Source organism: Acinetobacter sp. NIPH 542, from assembly GCF_000369825.1.
In the GTDB taxonomy this organism is placed as follows: domain Bacteria; phylum Pseudomonadota; class Gammaproteobacteria; order Pseudomonadales; family Moraxellaceae; genus Acinetobacter; species Acinetobacter oleivorans.
The window spans coordinates 856,260-873,328 of the sequence record NZ_KB850206.1; the positions used below are offsets into that span (position 1 = coordinate 856,260).

Consider the following 17,069-nt stretch of genomic DNA (forward strand, 5'->3'; position numbering starts at 1 on the left):
GTGGCCGTTCAGGTGGTCGAGGACGCGGTCGCAGCCGTGATGACGATGATGATGACGATCGTGGCCGTTCAGGTGGTCGAGGCCGTGGCCGCAGTCGTGATGACGACGATGACGATCGTGGCCGTTCAGGTGGCCGAGGACGTGGCCGCAGCCGTGATGACGACGATGATGATGACGATCGCGGTAGCCGCTCAGGTGGCCGAGGCCGTGGCCGCAGTCGTGATGACGACGATGATGACGATCGTGGCCGTTCAGGTGGCCGAGGACGCGGTCGCAGCCGTGACGACGATGATGATGACGATCGCGGTAGCCGCTCAGGTGGCCGAGGCCGAGGTCGTAGCCGTGATGACGATGATGATGACGATCGCGGTAGCCGCTCAGGTGGACGAGGTCGAGGTCGCAGTCGTGACGACGACGATTATGACGGTCGTGGACAAAACTCTCGTAATCAAAAACGTGATGCCTCTGGACGTTTTACGTCTTGAGCATAATGTTTTAAAAACGAAGGAGGCTTTTGCCTCCTTCGTTTTTAATTTATCTACTTTACTGTGGGAGCAGTTGTAGTCCTTTTACAATATCAATGTATTCAGAACCGTTTAACCAAAAAGATTTTTTTAAAAATAGCGTCGTCATAATACTTTCGGCTGCTTCGCTATCCGGATTTTCACAGAATAACCCGTAGCTTTCACCTAAAACCGCATCATTTTCAATTAGGCGGATATAGTAAGCATGTTGCTCATTTGCATAACCTAAAACCGCATCACGTTGATTTTTCATTTCGCATGTCTCCATACCAAAAAACTGAATTTAACCAGAATGTTAAGTGTTCAGAATCTCATTTGATAAAAATCAAAAAACAGTCAGCAATAACGACTATTTCGAAATAGGTTTTGATTTTCTTCAAATTGCCATTTTGATTAAAACATCCCTGTTAAAAGCAAAATGGATTAAAATCTGATCATGAGATTTATTGTTATGCAAAAAAAATATTTCGTCAACTTGAAAATGTAACTTTTTCAAGTTACATTGTTTGTGTAGGATTTGAACAGTGAAAAGGGAGGCAATATGCCAAAGAAAAAAGAGTTCGAGCATGGCGGTGTACGAGAAAATGCCGGACGTAAAGCACAGTTCAATGAACCCACCAAAGTCATTCGTGTTCCCGAGTCTCAAGTTAACTTTATCAAAAATTGGTTACTGAATAATGTCAAAACCAATAATTTAACCGACTTTAACTCAAAACTTAATGTTCAACAGGTTCACCCGAATAACGATAAAATTTACCACATTCCTTTAGCAACAGAACGTGTTGCTGCAGGTTTTCCTTCACCTGCACAAGATGATATTGAGCAAGCACTCGATTTAAATGAATATTTAATTAGAAATGAAAATGCCACGTTTATTGTCAAAGCCAATTCTTTATCCATGCTAGACGCTGGAATTGATATTAATGATCCGCTTATTGTGGACCGTAGTATTCCCGCTAAATCGGGTGATATTGTGATTGCACTCATCGACAATGATTTCACTGTTAAGCGCTTAATGATTGATAGTCAATTTCAGCCACCTAAAGTTTGGCTAAAAGCTGAAAACCCTGATTATCAAAATATTTACATTGAAGAAGGACAAGAACTGGTTATTTGGGGAGTGGTGACTTATAACCTCAAACGAATGAGATAAATTTTCTTATATTTTACTATTCAAGTTACTGACCCGAAATGATGGCCAGTAACTTTTTGTTGAATAACTTTTTAAATTTGCCCAATCAATAAACATGTTGCGATAACAACCATCAAACCACCTGAAAAACGACCGACTAATTGTGCTGCTTGTGGTCTGGTTTTCAAAATAGCTTCTGAACCATAACCCACCATTAAGTAAATAATCGCGCAGCTAATCATGTGAACAACACCAAAGGCAAGAATTTGTGTTGTCACAGACCACGAAGCAGTAGTGTCAATAAATTGAGGAAGCAGCGCTAAAAAGAGTAAAAAAACTTTCGGGTTTAATCCACTCACATAAACGCCTTTGGTTGCCCAGCTCAACCATGACTGAGCTTTTTCAGAACCAGACGGATTTGGAGTAGGAGGGGTAAGTAATAAGTTTATTCCCATCCATAACAAATAAGCAGAACCTGCAATTGTTAGGATCATGAGTGCAGTTGGATTATTTGCTACCAGTAGACCAACACCAGCTGCTACCAATAAAATCGTAATAAAGTGTCCAAATAGCATACCTGCGACAGCGGGTACGACGACTTTGCCTTTAATCCCTGCCGAAATGGCATAGGCCCAGTCTGCCCCTGGCGTAATAATAAAAAGAATGGAGACACTCCAAAATGCAATAAAAATGTTAAAAGCCATATGCTTATCTCGGCAAACTATTTTCCAAAGGTTTCGCTCGTGGTTTAGAAAAAATTCCTATTTATTCGAGCTTGTTGAAAATAATATGCTCATGTATTTAGAATGTGCTTTTAAATGTTTGCTCATATCACACTCATTTGGGGTAAATTTTTCTAAATGGATCGCACAGACAAAAAGATTCTTGCTGAATTGCAATTAAATGGCCGATTATCTATCACTGAGTTGGCAGAAAAAGTAGGCTTAAGCATTTCACCTTGTCATAGACGAGTGAAGGCTTTAGAAGAGTCGGGAGCCATCAAAGGCTATCGGGCAGAACTCGACCCAAACTTAGTGGGATTTGAATTTTCAGCGATTGTTTTTATTACGCTTAAAGAAGGTGATAAACAGGCCGTTGAGAAGTTTGAAAATGCCGTAATTGATATCCCGCAAATTATTCAGGCGCAGCGTTTGTTTGGTGAGCCAGATTACTTGTTGCATGTGGTGGCTAAAGATTTACCGGCTTTTCAGCGTTTGTATGATGAAAAATTATCTGCTATTCCAAGTGTGCAACGACTCATCTCAACCATTGTGATGAAAGATGTAGTGCCTGAACGTTTATTTCCGATTGGCTAAAAACATCAGGCGTAAAAAAAGAAGCTTTAAAGCTTCTTTTTTGGTTTCGAGAGTATTTAAGCGTCGAGTGTTTTACACAAAGAACAGATCGTGCCGTTATGTTTGTGAGAGAACATAATATCTGGACGCTCATAACCTTGCTCACATACGCGGCAGTGATAAACCGTTGCAACTGGTGTGCCTTCAGCATCGTAACGTGGTTCTTTAATGCCGTCATCGTGTGACTTGATGTAGTATTTTCCTTTGGTTAATAAGCCCATGACTGGAGTTAATACGAAGGCAAGCACAAGTGCGATAAGCGGTGAGTAAGGCGCCAAGAAACTACCAAGTAAACCGAAGAATGCTGCAATTGATAAGCCTGCTGATACAAGGAATGCAACCATACCGACAGGGTTCACGTTGTATAGCATGTCACGGCGATATTCTGGTTCTTTCGGTGAAAGTTTTAAAACATATTTGTTGATTGAAATGTCTGTTGCAACGACTACAACCCAAGCAATCGCAAAGTTTGAATAGAACCCTAAGATTTTACCCAATACCGCAAACATGTTGCCTTCCATTAAAGCAAGCGCAATTGCCAAGTTCACTATCACAAAGACAATACGACCCGGATAATGTTTGCTAATACGTGTGTAGGCACTTGTCCATGCAAGGGAACCAGAGTAAGCATTGGTCACATTAATTTTAATTTGAGAAATAACCACCAAAATCACTGCCAGTGTTAAAGCTGCCCAGCCAGGAAGCATATCATGAAACGCTGCATTAAACTGTTGAACAGGTTCAGTGCTGTTTACGCCCGGTATTTTAGTGAGTAAATAGAACCCTAAAAATGCCCCAATAATTTGTTTAATTGCCCCTAAAATCACCCAACCCGGACCTGCTGAAATAACCGCTGCCCACCATGCTTTGCTATTTTCTTTTGTTTTTGCAGGCATGAAGCGTAAGTAATCAATTTGCTCACCAATTTGCATGATTAACGATAAACAAATACCAGCACCTAACATGATCGCGGCCATGTCTACGGTTGCAAAACCTTCTTTACCTGTAAAAGTAGCAAATTGACTGACTAAAGTAGGTTCTTGATAAATCAGGTAGGCCACAGGACCAATCATCAGAATGAGCCAAAGTGGGGTAGTCCAAACTTGTAATTTACTTAAAGCTTTCATGCCGTAAATTACCAGCGGAATGACCATAATGGTTGAGATGAGGTAACCTGCCCAAAGCGGAATGCCTAAACCGAGCAATAACCCTTGCGCCATGATTGAACCTTCAAGGGCAAAGAAAATAAATGTGAAACTGGCGAAAATGATACTGGTAAGAACCGAGCCAATATAACCGAAACCTGCGCCGCGGGTAATCAAGTCAAGGTCGATGTTATAGCGCGCTGCGTAGTAAGCTAAAGGAATGCCGGTTAAGAAGATAATAATCGCTGCAAATAAAATGGAGAAAACAGCATTGGTTGTTCCGTAAGACATACCAATACTGGCGCCAATAGAAAAGTCAGCAAGATAGGCAATACCACCAAGAGCAGTAATAGCGACAACTTTGGGACTCCAGCGCCGAAAGCTGTGTGGAGCATAACGTAAAGTATAATCTTCTAAGGTTTCATTCACTGCTTTTTGTGAATCTGTACCTTGCACAGTGTCCAGATTTGGATGTTCAGATACACTCATAACATCAATCTCCCAATCATTTTCGGTCAATCAACATAAATATTGATCATTGTTTTTTGATGGTTTTGAGTGTGTGATTTTTGGGAAAAATTGAAAATACGTTATTTTGCGTATATGTGCGTATTCGATAAAATCGCCATGATAAATGACTTTTGGCATAAGGATTGCTGGGTTTAATGCAGCCTTATCCAAAACATGAGTGTTATGCCAGATTCTTCACGCCCCCAACAAGCGCCACAACGTGTGATCAAAACACGCCGTGAATATAATATTTGGGTGGCAGATGAAAGTATCGAAGACTATGCGCTCCGCTATGCACCTACCTCAGTACGTAAATGGTCACCTTGGACTGTTACCAATACCGCAATCTCGACAGTCAGCTTTTTGGCTATGGAAGCCATTGGGGCGACTATGCTTTGGCAGTATGGCTTTAGCAATGCAGTCTGGGCAGCAATTGTCGTATGTACCATCATATTTTTAACCAGTTGGCCGATTAGTTACTACGCCGCAAAATATAATGTAGACGTCGATTTGCTTACTCGTGGTGCAGGTTTTGGCTATATTGGCTCGACCATTACTTCTCTAATTTATGCCAGCTTTACCTTTATTTTGCTTGCGTTTGAAGCCGCAATTATGGCGATGGCACTTGAACTGGCTTTGGGTATTCCGCAAGTTATTGGTTACTTAATTTCTGCCTTAGTGATTTTGCCTTTAGTGGTCAAAGGTATTGGTTTTATTAATAAAGTTCAGGCAATCACACAGCCAATCTGGCTCTTATTGCTGTTATTACCGTGGTTTTTTGTACTTTGGAAACAGCCACAAATTTTAAGTAGTAGCCTGCATTTTGTTGGTGCGGTTTCAAACTCGACCGATTTCAATCTGTATTACTTTGGTGCGGCGTGCACTCTTATTTTTTCATTTGTGATCCAAATTGGTGAGCAGGCCGACTATTTACGTTTTTTACCCCAACAAGAAAAGAACAGAACTGCATGGCGTTTTGCCGTTTTTTTAGGTGGTCCATCTTGGATTATTTTTGGTTTTCTAAAAGTTTTGATGGGCATGCTGCTGATGGTATTGGCTTTTCAGCTGTTTATTCCTGTCTCTGAACTAGACAATCCGACTTATCTATATTGGGTTGCCTATCAACAGTTTATTCCAAACCCTCAGCTTGCTTTAATCTTGACTCTAGCACTGGTTTGCTTGGCACAAATTAAAATTAATATGACCAATGCCTACGCTGGCTCATTGGCATGGTCCAACTTTTTTGCACGCTTAACTCATAGCCATCCGGGGCGAATTGTCTGGCTTCTTTTTAACGTTTTTATTGCCATTGTTTTGATGGAAATGGGCATTAGCCATGCGGTTGAACGCATTTTGGGGCTATATAGCAATATCGCTTTGGCATGGATTGGCGCGGTTGTTGCCGATTTAATTATCTGTAAACCTTTAGGTTTAAGCCCGAAAGGAATTGAATTTCGCCGTGCTTATTTATATGACATTAACCCTGTAGGTGTGGGTGCTTTACTGATTGCCTCAGTGTTATCGATGCTGAGTTATTTGGGCTTTTTTGGACTCATGGCAAAAGGATTGGCGAGTTTCATTGCTCTAGGAAGTGCGGTGTTATGTGTTCCTATTATTGCTTACTTAACCAAAGGCAAATATTACATCGCACGCCAGCCTGAAAAAATTCAGGCGACTTCGGTTGCTAACTGTGTGGTATGTGAAAGGGACTATGAACTTGCCGATATGGCGGGCTGTCCAGCCTATAACGGTACGATTTGCTCTCTATGCTGTTCACTTGAAGCACGCTGCCACGATTTATGTAAACCCGATGCACGCTGGTCAGTTCAACTTAAAAAAGCCATCTGGCACTATTTACCAGAGCGTTGGGCTAGCCGTTTAAATAGTCGAGTCAGTTTATATTTATTACTGACTCTAGGATTGTCTATTGTTTTGGCAGTGAGTTTGAGTCTGGTTTATATCCAAGAAAAAACCTACTTAGAAACCATTAATGCCGCAGCTGTTCCTCAACTATTTACGCTGTTTGTCAAAATTTATACCATCTTATTTTTATTGATGAGTGTTGCTGCATGGTGGTTAGTGTTAAACGATGAAAGCCGTCGTAATGCCGAAATCGAAACACATCAACAAACAGCATTATTGATTGATGAAATTGCTGCCCATGAAGTCACTTCAAAAGATCTGCAAGATGCCAGAATTTCAGCAGAGCGAGCAAATGATGCAAAAAGCCGTTATGTCATTGGCATTAGTCACGAACTAAGAACACCTCTAAATAGTATTTTGGGCTATAGCCAATTGCTTCAAAAACAAGAGCAGCTTTCAGAACAAGGCAAAATGGCGCTCGGGGTGATTAGCCGTAGTGGACAGCATCTGACTTCACTCATTGATGGTTTACTAGATTTAGCACGAATTGAAACGGGTAAAATTTCTTTAAATGTAGTAGATGTTCATTTCCCTAATTTTATAGAACAGATTATTCAAATGTTTCAGCCACAGTTTGAACAGAAGAATTTGCAGTTTGTTTATGAAATTGGAGATAACCTACCGCACTATGTTCGTACCGACAAAAAACGCCTAGAGCAAGTGCTCATCAATTTACTGGGCAATGCTTTAAAGTTTACGACGAGCGGCACAATTACTTTAAAAATCGAGTACCGTTTTCAGACAGCTTATTTTGAAATTAGAGATACGGGCTGTGGTATTGCTGAGGCTGATTTAGAACGAATTTTTAACCCGTTTGAACGGGGCAGCAATGTCGTGCAAGGCGGATTTACCGGAACAGGACTCGGACTACCAATTGTAAAATTATTAGTCGATTTACTCGGTGGACAGCTATCTGTGACTAGTCAACTCAATCAGGGTTCTCAGTTTAAGATTAAGTTTTACTTACCTTCAAAAGAAGTAGTTCATCCAATTTCTAATGTTTACTCCAACCAAATTACGGGTTATCAGGGCGAGCGTAAACGAATTTTGGTTGTCGATAATGAAGCGGTGGACCGAGGCCTAGTCGCTAATTTTCTAAAACCTTTAGGATTTATGATTGAAGAAGCCGAGTCGGGCATTGACTGTTTAAGACGAGTACCTATTTTTCAACCTAACCTGATTCTGATGGATTTAAATATGCCTTTGATGGGCGGCTGGGAAACTGCGCGATTATTACGTCAGAATAATATTACCAATGTGCCGATCTTAATTATTTCAGCGAATGCAGGCGAGCGCGAAGTCAATCCACAAGATGCAGTCTTAAGCGAAGACTTTATGCTAAAACCAATTGATCTTAATTTGTTGCTGAGTAAAATTGGAGACAAATTGGGTTTGGTGTGGATTGATTCTAAATCAGAGACATCCATAGAAAATAATGAAGTTCAAACACTTGATCTAAAGATATATAAACAAGAGCAAACCACTGTTCATACGCCAATTAAACAGCCAGAAGATAATGAGCTGCTCGATTTACCGCAAAGCTTGCAGCAATTAAATGATTTGATTGGACAAGGTTATATCCGTGGAATTCAACAGACTTTAACGCAATGCCGTCAAAATTTTCCGGAGCATAACGAGTTATGGGAACAGCTTGAACAGGCTATTCGAAAGTTTGATTTAAAACACGCGCAACGATTAATTCAGGATAAGCAATGAGTACGCAACATGTTTCTTTTCAGCAAGCTTCGCCAAATGAGCAGGCTGTTATTCTGATTGTGGATGATGTGCCGGAAAATTTAGGCTTGCTACATGAAAGTCTGGATCAGGCCGGTTATCGCGTGCTTGTTACAACTGATGGGTTGAGTGCAATTGAAATTGCCCACCGATGCTTACCAGATATGATTTTACTCGATGGCAATATGCCACATATGGACGGTTTTGAAAGTTGTATACAACTTAAAGCAAGTCCAATTACGCAGTTTATTCCCGTCATTTTTATGACAGGTTTGTCGGAAACAGAGCATATTGTACGGGGTTTTCAGGTCGGTGGGGTGGACTATGTAACCAAGCCTCTGAATATTGAAGAAGTATTAGCAAGGGTAAAAACACATTTGGCACATGCCAAACTATTGCAGCAACAAAAACAGGTGATTGATGCAACGGAAACAGCCATTCTTGCGCTAGATGTTCACGGTAAAATTGTTTGGAAAACCCAAAAAGCCAGTGATTTACTGAATCAATATTTACCTGAGTTAGAGGGCTTTGAAGCAGGCTTAAAAGCTTGGTTTTCAGACTTAGAGCATGAAAAAGACCCTAAAAAATTAACAAGCTGTTCTTATTCAACGCCATCTCAGCAATTACAGCTTTTATTGCTTACGCCGTGGCAAACTGAACCAAGTGTGGCAAAAAATTATCTGATACAGATTAAGGCTTCTACGCCGGCTTTGGAAATGGCTGATATTTTAAAATATTGCCCACAGTTGACTCAACGTGAGGCCGAAGTCATGCACTGGTTGTTGTTAGGCAAAACCAATAAAGATATTGCAGAAATTTTGGAGCTGAGCCCACGGACGGTGAACAAGCATTTAGAGCATGTTTTTGAAAAACTTTGTGTTGAAAATCGAACTGCTGCTGTGGCGCACATTAATAGTCTGGTACAAGAGTTTCATTAAAGTTAATTAAAAAGCTAGAGGCCCGTGTTGAGCCTCTATCATCTGTATTACTTCAAGTTTTGTTTAAAGAAACTGGTTAATTTATTAAATGGAATGAGATCGACCCGATCATATAAATCAACATGTCCAGCGCCTTTAACGTAGTAAAGTTCTTTTGGTTGGCCTGCGAGTTTGTAAGCCTCTTCACTAAACTCTTTTGAGTGAGCCTGATCACCCGTAATAAATAGCATTGGACGTGGTGAAATCGTCTCAATGTCATTAAAAGGATAGAAGTTTAAAAATTTGACATTACTGGTGAGTGTTGGGTGGGTTGTAAGCTCTCTCGATGAGCCTTTAGGCGTATATTCTCCGCGTGGAGTACGATAAAAGTCGTAAAATTCACGTTGAATAAGGTGTGTATCTGCTGTTAGCTCATGCGTAGTTCCGCTGGTATATTTGGTTTCACCACCTTTAAACTCAACATAACGCTGTGCAGCGGCTTCTGCAATAATTTGCTTTCTCTGCTCTAGGGTTTGTGAGTGACGTAAGCCATTGCGGTTTGCTGCGCCCATATCATACATGCTGACAGTTGCTATCGCTTTCATACGCGGATCAATTTTTGCTGCGCTAATGACAAAACTCGCACTTCCACAAATACCTAATACACCAATGTTGTTACGGTCAATGAAGGATTGTGTTCCCAAATAATCTACAGCGGCACTAAACGCTTCTGCATAAATGTCTGGTGCTACAACATTTCTTGGTTGGCCCGCGCTTTCACCCCAAAATGATTGATCAATTGCTAAGGTCACAAAACCTTCTTCAGCCAGTTTTTGTGCATAAAGCATAGAGCTTTGCTCTTTTACAGCACCCATAGGGTGACCAATTACAATTGCAGAGGCTTTAGTCTTTTTATTCAGATTTTTGGGAATAACCAGATTGCCGACAATATCCATGTTGTATTGATTTTTAAAAGTCACTTTTTGAATAGTCACTTGCTGACTTTGATAAAAGTTATTCGCACCATTAGACATATCGGCCGCCATAGCTGAAGTTGAAGAAAATAGACCAATAGTTGCTGCACAAATTGCAGCCGCCGTATGGGTTTTAAGCTTTTTAAATAAGGGAGATGTACTCATAAATACCTCAATTTAAACAATGTGAATGGGTGAGTAGGTGCATGCTTATTTGATTTGTGAAATTGAAATTTTGATGGGTTGTTTTTGCTTGAATGCTTGGGGAATAGCATCTAGTTTTCCAAGAAAAATGAGGCCATTGGCATAACCAACATGAGAATCTTTATAGAAAAAAGCTAGATTACCCCAAGGAGCATAATAGGTAAGATCACCTGCTTTTCCGGCATATCCATGAGGCGCGTTTTGTGTAGTTAGCTTGGTGGGTAGATCAGCTATTTTTTCAGTAGAGTCATAATCTTTAAGGATTAATGTCAAAGGAAGCTGTTTGGCAAAATCTTCAACAGTAGGTGACATGGCTAATGTGGCAAATAGCGGTTGCTGTGTTCCATCAATATCAATACGGATTTTCATCATCGATCCCCTTTGTTGATTTTTACCTTGAGGCTTTATTGCATAAGAAGCGGAGGTCACTGAGAACAAAACACATAGGCTGACTAAGCCTTTAAAAAACTTATAACTAGCCATATCAATTCACCTCGCTTCTTTAAGAAAAAGCACATAAAAGCAATGAAGCTATTTATTCTTTAACGTAAAGATATGAGTGGAATTTATTAATTTTTTACAATAATAAAATGACTCATAATAATCGCCTCAGTTTAATTAAATCTTCATATTTACTGCTTGATAGGGATTTTAACGAATCTTCTTTTTAATAATTAGTCTAAAAAACAAACATGGACTTATGAGTAATATTCATGAATAGTTTTATCCTTTATAATGAGGTTGACTCCCCAATAAGAGATAAAGCAGATGATAAATAAAGAAAACTATAATGATCTTTATGCTTTTTTAATGGTGGCAAGAGAGGGTAGTTTTACTAAAGCCGCAGGGAAAATGGGAATTTCACAATCTGCGCTAAGCCATACGATTCGGGGTTTAGAAGAACGTTTGGGAATGTTGCTCCTGACCAGAACTACACGTAGTGTTTCACCTACAGCAGCAGGCGAAAGGTTGAAACAAACGATTAGTGCTAGTTTTGACCAAATCGATAATGAATTATCCCTTTTAACTTCATTTAGAGACCAACCCGCTGGTACGGTTCGGATTAATGCTAGCAGCCATGCGATACGGGAAGTGCTGATTCCAAAACTTAAAAAGATTGCTGGTGATTACCCAGATGTGCAAGTTGAACTAACTGCCAATAGTGGGATGGTCGATATTGTGGCAGAGCGCTTTGATGCAGGCGTTCGTTTCGGAAGCCGCGTAGCTGATGGCATGATTGCAGTACGTATTAGTCCAGATGTCAAAATGGCGGTAATAGCAACACCAGCATATTTTGAACAATATGGAATTCCTAATACTCCTAAAGATTTGGTAAATTATCAATGTATTGGCTATCGTTTAACCACCCAAGGCAGCGTGTATGCGTGGGAATTTGTGAAAGATGGTCAAGAGACAAAAATCAAAATTCAGGGGCAATGGATATTTAATGAAAGCTACGATATCGTCGAGGCGGTTAGAGCTGGATTTGGACTTGCTTATATTCCCGAAGATTTGATTCGAGAAGATTTAAAAGAGGGGAAGCTGATTCAAGTTTTGGAAGAGTACAGTATCCAGTTTCCTGGATACCATTTGTACTATCCACATCGAAGACAACTTTCACCTGCGTTACGGTTGGTTATTGATGTGCTACGTGAATAGCATTTCGCCATGTGAGAAATGCAGTAATTGCGCCTAATAGCAAAATAGTTGCGCTCATATAGAACGTGGCGCTATAGCCATGTGAGTCATATAATAATCCACCTATAGTTGCACCTAGAGTAATTGCAAATTGAATAATCGCAACCATCAAACCACCACCAATTTCGGCATCTTGATGTAGTGTTTGGGCAAGCCATGTATTCCATGCAACAGGTGCCGACGTTCCAATAAAGCCCCATAAACCCATCAATATGGCAACAAACCATAAATGCTCACCACCTAGCACAAAAGCTCCAGCAATCAATGTCATGATGAATGGAATAAGAATCAGATAACGATAAACATGTTGGTGGAGGATTAAACTAATTACAAATGTACCCACTAAACCTGCTAAACCCAATATTAATAATAAAATGGATAGCATTGTCGCATCGACATGAGTAACGGTTTCTAGAAATGGGCGTAGATAGGTAAATAGCGCAAATTGGCCCATAAAGAGTAATAAAATTCCGGTCATCCCATAAAGTACAATTGGGCGTTTTAGTAAACCAAATGGATTTTTAGATTTCTCAACTGACAATATTGCAGGAAGAGAAGGCATACTTTTAAATTGCCAAATAAGTGCAACAATCGCGATGGGGACAATACAGAAAAAAGCACCACGCCAGCCAATAATTGAACCCAAAAAACTTCCTAATGGTGCTGCAATTGTGGTGGCTAGAGCATTTCCGCCATTTAATAAACCGAGTGCTTTAGGTACTGAAAGCGGAGGAACGAGTCGCATGACAATTGATGTCGACATTGCCCAAAAACCACCAATAACTACGCCTAAGATTGCACGACCCAACATAAACAAGGCCGTAGAATGGGCAAATGTAATGACTATGCCAGAGACAATCATCAGTAGGGTGAGTAATAAAATGATATGACGTCGGTCCCATGCCTTAAATACACGGCTAATCGATAAGCTGGTCATCACAGCAAAAATACCAGAAATTGCGATTGCTTGGCCCACTTGGCCTTCACTCATATTTAAATCTATAGAGATGGGGGTGAGTAAACTTACGGGCATGAACTCAGATGCAATTAATACTGCGCAGCAGAGTGACATTACAAAGACGGCACCCCATGCTGGTGTGCTATTCTCATGTGTATCTTGCTCAATTTGATGGAAAGAAGACATAAAAGTTCCGACTTTAAAACCATTAAATGTTCATAAAAGAAATGAACAAATCTGATTGCAGAGCTTATCAGTAAGGGTTTGAAAGGATTAGACGTAGAATTACGAATAGAATTATGAGTTTTATGCATGAATTGTCTTTAAAAAGCATACAGACTCGCTGCTAAAAACAGGCTATTTTTTTACACTTAGATTTGTTCTTATAGTTCAAGATATACAAAGTCATTTTTAAATAAATATGAGTCGTAAGAAGAGGAATTTATTGTGAATATTCAACAAAAAGATGATGCAAAACACGGTAGCTTTAGTTTACTTGATGGTGAATCCGTTGCTGGTGAAATGACTTATACATGGGCAGGCGAAGGCATGCTGATTATTGATGCCACAGATGTGAATGAAAATTATCGGGGACAAGGCGTAGGTCGCCAATTACTTGATGCTTTAGTTGCTTTTGTTCGCGAAAAAGAAGTGAAAGTGATTCCGCTTTGCCCTTATGCAAAATCGGTATTTGATAAAGATCCAAGCATTGGCGATGTCCTTAGAAAATAAGCAATACACTGAAATTTTTTTCATGAAAATCGGGCGTTGGTGTCCGATTTTTTTGTTGGTTTTTATTATATATGGACTGTGATGAACATGTTTTAAGCGGTTGTATTTAACTGATTTGAATGCTTTCTATTGCCAAATCGAATTTATCAAACTTATAGAAAAGCTTATCTAATAAAAATGGTTTTAGACCAATTGGGAAAAAAATAAACTCGTTGCACAAATATTTAATAGCTGACGAAAGCTAAATATTTATAACGTTTTAATATTATTTTTTGGAATTTTCCTTGAACTGGCAGTATATCCATAGTGTGTTGCCGCAATTTTTCTCTGCAACTTTGACCACGCTGAAAATTTCAATTATCAGCATTATTTTGGCAATTATTGTTGGGCTGATTTGCAGCATTTTAATCACATATCGCGTGCGGGTGCTAAATAGAATTGCCCAGTTCTATATTGAGTTATCTCGAAATACCCCTTTATTAATTCAACTGTTCTTTTTGTATTACGGTTTGCCAAAACTCGGTATAAAAATCGATGGTTTCGCTTGTGGTGTGATCGGACTGACCTTTTTAGGCGGAAGCTATATGGCCGAAGCTTTCCGAGCAGGCTTGCAGTCTGTTGCAAAAGGGCAGATTGACTCTGCAAAAAGTATTGGTCTACAACCAATTCAAATTTTTAGATATGTCATTTTTCCTCAAGCACTGGCTATTTCAATTCCGGCAATAGGGGCAAACTGCCTATTTCTGATTAAAGAAAGTTCTGTGGTTAGTGCCATTGCTGTCGTTGAACTGCTTTTTGTCACTAAAGACTTAATTGGCATGGACTATAAAACCACCGAAGCTTTGTTCTTACTCATCATGGCTTATCTGATTATTTTATTGCCCGTGTCTATTTTAACCAGCTATCTGGAACACAGAAGTCGGAAGGTGAGCCATGGAACTTGATTATTTATTTCAAGCGAGTCACCTCGAACGTTTAATGTGGGGACTTTGGGCAACTGCAAAAATTGCATTTATTTCAGTGTTTTTCTCTGCAATTTTCGGCACAGTTTTCGGCGTCATTATGACTTCTAAAAATATAGTCGTTAAAGCATTGTGCCGCCTGTATTTAGAAGCCATTCGAATCATTCCAATTTTAGTTTTGCTGTTCGTGTTTTATTTCGGCTTTGCGACATGGTTTAACTGGCAGTTTTCCGCAATGTGGGTGTGCGTTGTTGTGTTTGTTTTATGGGGTACGGCTGAAATGGGCGATTTGGTCCGTGCAGCCATTACCTCAATTGATCAGCATCAACGCGATTCAGCCTATGCGCTCGGACTTACCCATGTTCAAGCTTTGATCTACGTCATTTTTCCGCAAAGTCTAAAACGAGTAACACCAGGCGCGATTAACTTATTTACCCGAATGGTGAAAACCAGCTCTTTGGCAGTCCTGATTGGTGTGGTTGAGGTTATTAAAGTTGGCCAGCAAATTATTGAAAATTCGCTGTTGACCGTGCCAAGCGCTTCTCTTTGGATTTATGGCTTTATTTTTATTTTGTATTTTCTGATTTGCTATCCCTTATCGCGTTTGGCGGCACATTTAGAAAAGGTCTGGGAGTAATTATGCCTTTGTTATCGATACAACAATTACAGAAATCATTTGCACAAAGTCATATTTTACAGGGCATTGATCTGGATGTAGAACAAGGAGAGGTGGTTGTTATTTTAGGCCCATCGGGTTGCGGTAAAAGTACCTTATTGCGCTGTATTAACGGCTTAGAACCGATTCAGGGTGGCGAAATTCGTTTAACTGGCTCAGGTGTACTCGGTAAAGATGTGGACTGGACTAATGCTCGTCAAAAAATTGGTATGGTTTTTCAGAACTATGAGTTATTTGGGCATATGAACGTCATTGACAATATTTTGCTTGGGCCACTTAAAGTACAAAAACGCCACCGTGATGAAGCAGAACAAGTAGCAGATGAATTGCTAAAGCGAGTGGGACTGTTTGAGCGAAAACTTGATTATCCACGACAACTTTCTGGTGGACAAAAACAACGTATCGCTATTGTTCGTTCACTGGTCATGCAACCTAAAGTCATTTTACTTGATGAAATTACCGCTGCGCTTGATCCGGAAATGGTCAGAGAAGTGCTTGATGTCGTACTCAAATTGGCGAATGAAGGAATGACCATGCTGATTGTGACACATGAGATGTCCTTTGCCCGTAAGGTTGCTGACCGCATTATTTTTATGGATAAGGGCAAGATTATTGAACAGGCTTCACCAGAAGAATTTTTTGAACAGCCGAAAACAGAACGAGCGAAAGCCTTTCTAAATATTTTGTCGTATTAAATTTTTATTATTTGAATCATGAGGAAGTGAATGTTTAAACGTAATTCAATAAAAATATTAAGCAGTCTTGCTGTTGCTGGGGTGTTGTTAACTGCATGTAGTAAAACGCCATCAACTGAACAGGCAAGTAATGCTCAAGAAGACCACTCTTTAGAACAAGTCAAAAAAAATGGGGTTCTACGAGTTGCCGTTTTTGCTGATGATCCGCCATTTGGTTATGTAGATAGTGCAGGTAATAATCAGGGCTTTGATGTGGCTTTAGCAAAACGGGTGACTAAAGATTTGCTCGGTGATGAAAAGAAAGTTGAGTTTATTGTGACTGAAGCTTCAAATCGGGTGGAGTTTTTAAAATCAAATCGAGCTGATGTTGTATTCGCGACATTTACGGTAACTCCTGAACGTAAAGAGGTTGTCGATTTTGCTGAGCCTTATTTAAAAGGTGCTTTTGGTATTGTCTCGCCTAAAGCCAAGCCGATTACTGACATTGCTCAATTAGAAGGTAAGACCTTAATTGTCAATAAAGGCACAAGTTCAGATACCTACTTTACCAAGCATTATCCAAAAGTAAATTTACTTAAGTTCGAAAGAAACTCAGATGCCTTTAAAGCCTTAACTGATGGTCGTGGTGACGCGATTTCACAAGATAGCACTTATGCTTTGGCGTGGGCCGCGAAGAACCCAAGTTATGTGGCGGGTATTCAATCTATTGGTGATCAAGAGTTTATTGCACCAGCAGTTAAAAAGGGCAATACCCAATTATTGAATTGGCTTAATACTGAAATTAAGCAGCTAAGAACAAGTGGTGAAATTAATAAAATTTATGATGAAACCTTGAAACCAATTTACGGCGACTCGGTCAATCCGAATGTGTTTTTAGATGTAGGCCAATAATTTTCGATATCGCTGAGGCAGTGTCTAGAAATAGGCGCT

17 protein-coding genes and 1 pseudogene are annotated in these 17,069 nt (G+C 39.9%); 11 read left to right on the forward strand and 7 right to left on the reverse strand.

Annotated elements, in window-relative coordinates:
• Positions 1-485: pseudogene (locus tag F886_RS19505) on the forward strand (stress-induced protein); the annotation flags it as partial.
• Positions 486-543: 58 nt separating this feature from the next.
• Here F886_RS19505 and F886_RS09545 read toward each other — a convergent pair.
• On the reverse strand, positions 544-777 hold the full coding sequence (locus tag F886_RS09545; RefSeq protein WP_004793031.1) for a hypothetical protein: 234 nt from the start codon (positions 775-777) through the stop codon (positions 544-546).
• A gap of 288 nt (positions 778-1,065) precedes the next feature.
• Between F886_RS09545 and F886_RS09550 the strand changes: the two genes are divergently transcribed.
• Positions 1,066-1,677, forward strand: a complete 612-nt coding sequence (locus tag F886_RS09550; RefSeq protein ID WP_005304277.1) for a LexA family protein — start codon at positions 1,066-1,068, stop codon at positions 1,675-1,677.
• A 71-nt stretch (positions 1,678-1,748) separates the two neighbouring features.
• On the opposite strand, the gene F886_RS09555 is transcribed toward F886_RS09550, so the two are convergent.
• Positions 1,749-2,360 carry a LysE family translocator gene (locus tag F886_RS09555; RefSeq protein ID WP_005304280.1) on the reverse strand — a complete coding sequence of 204 codons (612 nt, stop codon included), beginning with the start codon at positions 2,358-2,360 and terminating at the stop codon, positions 1,749-1,751.
• Positions 2,361-2,516: 156 nt separating this feature from the next.
• Here F886_RS09555 and F886_RS09560 point away from each other — a divergent pair, with 156 nt between their 5' ends.
• A complete protein-coding gene (locus tag F886_RS09560) occupies positions 2,517-2,972 on the forward strand; it encodes an Lrp/AsnC family transcriptional regulator (RefSeq protein WP_000376211.1) in 456 nt (151 codons plus the stop codon).
• 56 nt (positions 2,973-3,028) lie between these two features.
• Here the strand turns inward: F886_RS09560 and F886_RS09565 are convergent, their stop codons facing one another.
• The gene (locus F886_RS09565; protein ID WP_005304282.1) at positions 3,029-4,645 is read right to left on the reverse strand and encodes a purine-cytosine permease family protein; all 1,617 of its coding nucleotides are present in this window, start codon (positions 4,643-4,645) and stop codon (positions 3,029-3,031) included.
• A gap of 195 nt (positions 4,646-4,840) precedes the next feature.
• Between F886_RS09565 and F886_RS09570 the strand changes: the two genes are divergently transcribed.
• Both F886_RS09570 and F886_RS09575 read left to right on the forward strand, forming a co-directional pair.
• The gene (locus F886_RS09570; RefSeq protein WP_005304286.1) at positions 4,841-8,305 is read left to right on the forward strand and encodes a hybrid sensor histidine kinase/response regulator; all 3,465 of its coding nucleotides are present in this window, start codon (positions 4,841-4,843) and stop codon (positions 8,303-8,305) included.
• Positions 8,302-9,261: a response regulator transcription factor gene (locus tag F886_RS09575; RefSeq protein WP_005304288.1), complete on the forward strand. Its 960-nt coding sequence runs from the start codon at positions 8,302-8,304 to the stop codon at positions 9,259-9,261. Before F886_RS09570 ends, F886_RS09575 begins: the two co-directional genes overlap by 4 nt.
• Positions 9,262-9,308: 47 nt before the next feature.
• On the opposite strand, the gene F886_RS09580 is transcribed toward F886_RS09575, so the two are convergent.
• Together F886_RS09580 and F886_RS09585 are read right to left on the reverse strand one after the other, a co-directional pair.
• Positions 9,309-10,379 (reverse strand): alpha/beta hydrolase, encoded by a 1,071-nt coding sequence (locus F886_RS09580; RefSeq protein ID WP_005304291.1) that lies wholly within the window; start codon positions 10,377-10,379, stop codon positions 9,309-9,311.
• Between the two features lie 45 nt (positions 10,380-10,424).
• A complete protein-coding gene (locus tag F886_RS09585; RefSeq protein WP_005304294.1) occupies positions 10,425-10,901 on the reverse strand; it encodes a cyclophilin-like fold protein in 477 nt (158 codons plus the stop codon).
• Positions 10,902-11,186: 285 nt separating this feature from the next.
• On the opposite strand from F886_RS09585, the gene F886_RS09590 reads away from it, so the two are divergent.
• Positions 11,187-12,077 carry a LysR family transcriptional regulator gene (locus tag F886_RS09590; RefSeq protein ID WP_005304296.1) on the forward strand — a complete coding sequence of 297 codons (891 nt, stop codon included), beginning with the start codon at positions 11,187-11,189 and terminating at the stop codon, positions 12,075-12,077.
• On the opposite strand, the gene F886_RS09595 is transcribed toward F886_RS09590, so the two are convergent.
• Entirely contained in the window at positions 12,055-13,260 is a 1,206-nt protein-coding gene (locus F886_RS09595; RefSeq protein WP_005304299.1) for an MFS transporter, read from the reverse strand. The genes F886_RS09590 and F886_RS09595 overlap by 23 nt on opposite strands.
• A gap of 261 nt (positions 13,261-13,521) precedes the next feature.
• Between F886_RS09595 and F886_RS09600 the strand changes: the two genes are divergently transcribed.
• Positions 13,522-13,806 (forward strand): GNAT family N-acetyltransferase, encoded by a 285-nt coding sequence (locus F886_RS09600; RefSeq protein WP_005304302.1) that lies wholly within the window; start codon positions 13,522-13,524, stop codon positions 13,804-13,806.
• Between the two features lie 106 nt (positions 13,807-13,912).
• On the opposite strand, the gene F886_RS19815 is transcribed toward F886_RS09600, so the two are convergent.
• A complete protein-coding gene (locus tag F886_RS19815) occupies positions 13,913-14,026 on the reverse strand; it encodes a hypothetical protein (protein ID WP_080592420.1) in 114 nt (37 codons plus the stop codon).
• Between the two features lie 64 nt (positions 14,027-14,090).
• Here F886_RS19815 and F886_RS09605 point away from each other — a divergent pair, with 64 nt between their 5' ends.
• Genes F886_RS09605 through F886_RS09620 form a run of 4 tightly spaced genes read left to right on the forward strand, consistent with a single transcriptional unit; the run spans position 14,091 to position 17,030 of the window.
• A complete protein-coding gene (locus F886_RS09605) occupies positions 14,091-14,750 on the forward strand; it encodes an amino acid ABC transporter permease (RefSeq protein WP_002114214.1) in 660 nt (219 codons plus the stop codon).
• Positions 14,740-15,405: an amino acid ABC transporter permease gene (locus F886_RS09610; protein WP_000418066.1), complete on the forward strand. Its 666-nt coding sequence runs from the start codon at positions 14,740-14,742 to the stop codon at positions 15,403-15,405. The genes F886_RS09605 and F886_RS09610 overlap by 11 nt, the downstream gene beginning before the upstream one ends.
• Before the next feature lie 2 nt (positions 15,406-15,407).
• On the forward strand, positions 15,408-16,139 hold the full coding sequence (locus F886_RS09615) for an amino acid ABC transporter ATP-binding protein (RefSeq protein ID WP_001130360.1): 732 nt from the start codon (positions 15,408-15,410) through the stop codon (positions 16,137-16,139).
• Positions 16,140-16,169: 30 nt separating this feature from the next.
• A complete protein-coding gene (locus F886_RS09620; RefSeq protein ID WP_005304306.1) occupies positions 16,170-17,030 on the forward strand; it encodes a transporter substrate-binding domain-containing protein in 861 nt (286 codons plus the stop codon).
• Positions 17,031-17,069 lie beyond the last annotated feature (39 nt).

Excerpts from the sequence above, each read along its gene's own strand:
- F886_RS09575 (WP_005304288.1), top strand. The coding sequence starts at position 8,302 with ATGAGTACGCAACATGTTTCTTTTCAGCAAGCTTCGCCAAATGAGCAG.
- F886_RS09585 (WP_005304294.1), bottom strand. The coding sequence starts at position 10,901 with ATGGCTAGTTATAAGTTTTTTAAAGGCTTAGTCAGCCTATGTGTTTTG.
- F886_RS09610 (WP_000418066.1), top strand. The coding sequence starts at position 14,740 with ATGGAACTTGATTATTTATTTCAAGCGAGTCACCTCGAACGTTTAATG.
- F886_RS09570 (WP_005304286.1), top strand. The coding sequence starts at position 4,841 with ATGAGTGTTATGCCAGATTCTTCACGCCCCCAACAAGCGCCACAACGT.
- F886_RS09620 (WP_005304306.1), top strand. The coding sequence starts at position 16,170 with ATGTTTAAACGTAATTCAATAAAAATATTAAGCAGTCTTGCTGTTGCT.
- F886_RS09565 (WP_005304282.1), bottom strand. The coding sequence starts at position 4,645 with ATGAGTGTATCTGAACATCCAAATCTGGACACTGTGCAAGGTACAGAT.
- F886_RS09615 (WP_001130360.1), top strand. The coding sequence starts at position 15,408 with ATGCCTTTGTTATCGATACAACAATTACAGAAATCATTTGCACAAAGT.
- F886_RS09590 (WP_005304296.1), top strand. The coding sequence starts at position 11,187 with ATGATAAATAAAGAAAACTATAATGATCTTTATGCTTTTTTAATGGTG.
- F886_RS09550 (WP_005304277.1), top strand. The coding sequence starts at position 1,066 with ATGCCAAAGAAAAAAGAGTTCGAGCATGGCGGTGTACGAGAAAATGCC.
- F886_RS09560 (WP_000376211.1), top strand. The coding sequence starts at position 2,517 with ATGGATCGCACAGACAAAAAGATTCTTGCTGAATTGCAATTAAATGGC.
- F886_RS09580 (WP_005304291.1), bottom strand. The coding sequence starts at position 10,379 with ATGAGTACATCTCCCTTATTTAAAAAGCTTAAAACCCATACGGCGGCT.
- F886_RS09545 (WP_004793031.1), bottom strand. The coding sequence starts at position 777 with ATGAAAAATCAACGTGATGCGGTTTTAGGTTATGCAAATGAGCAACAT.
- F886_RS09555 (WP_005304280.1), bottom strand. The coding sequence starts at position 2,360 with ATGGCTTTTAACATTTTTATTGCATTTTGGAGTGTCTCCATTCTTTTT.
- F886_RS09595 (WP_005304299.1), bottom strand. The coding sequence starts at position 13,260 with ATGTCTTCTTTCCATCAAATTGAGCAAGATACACATGAGAATAGCACA.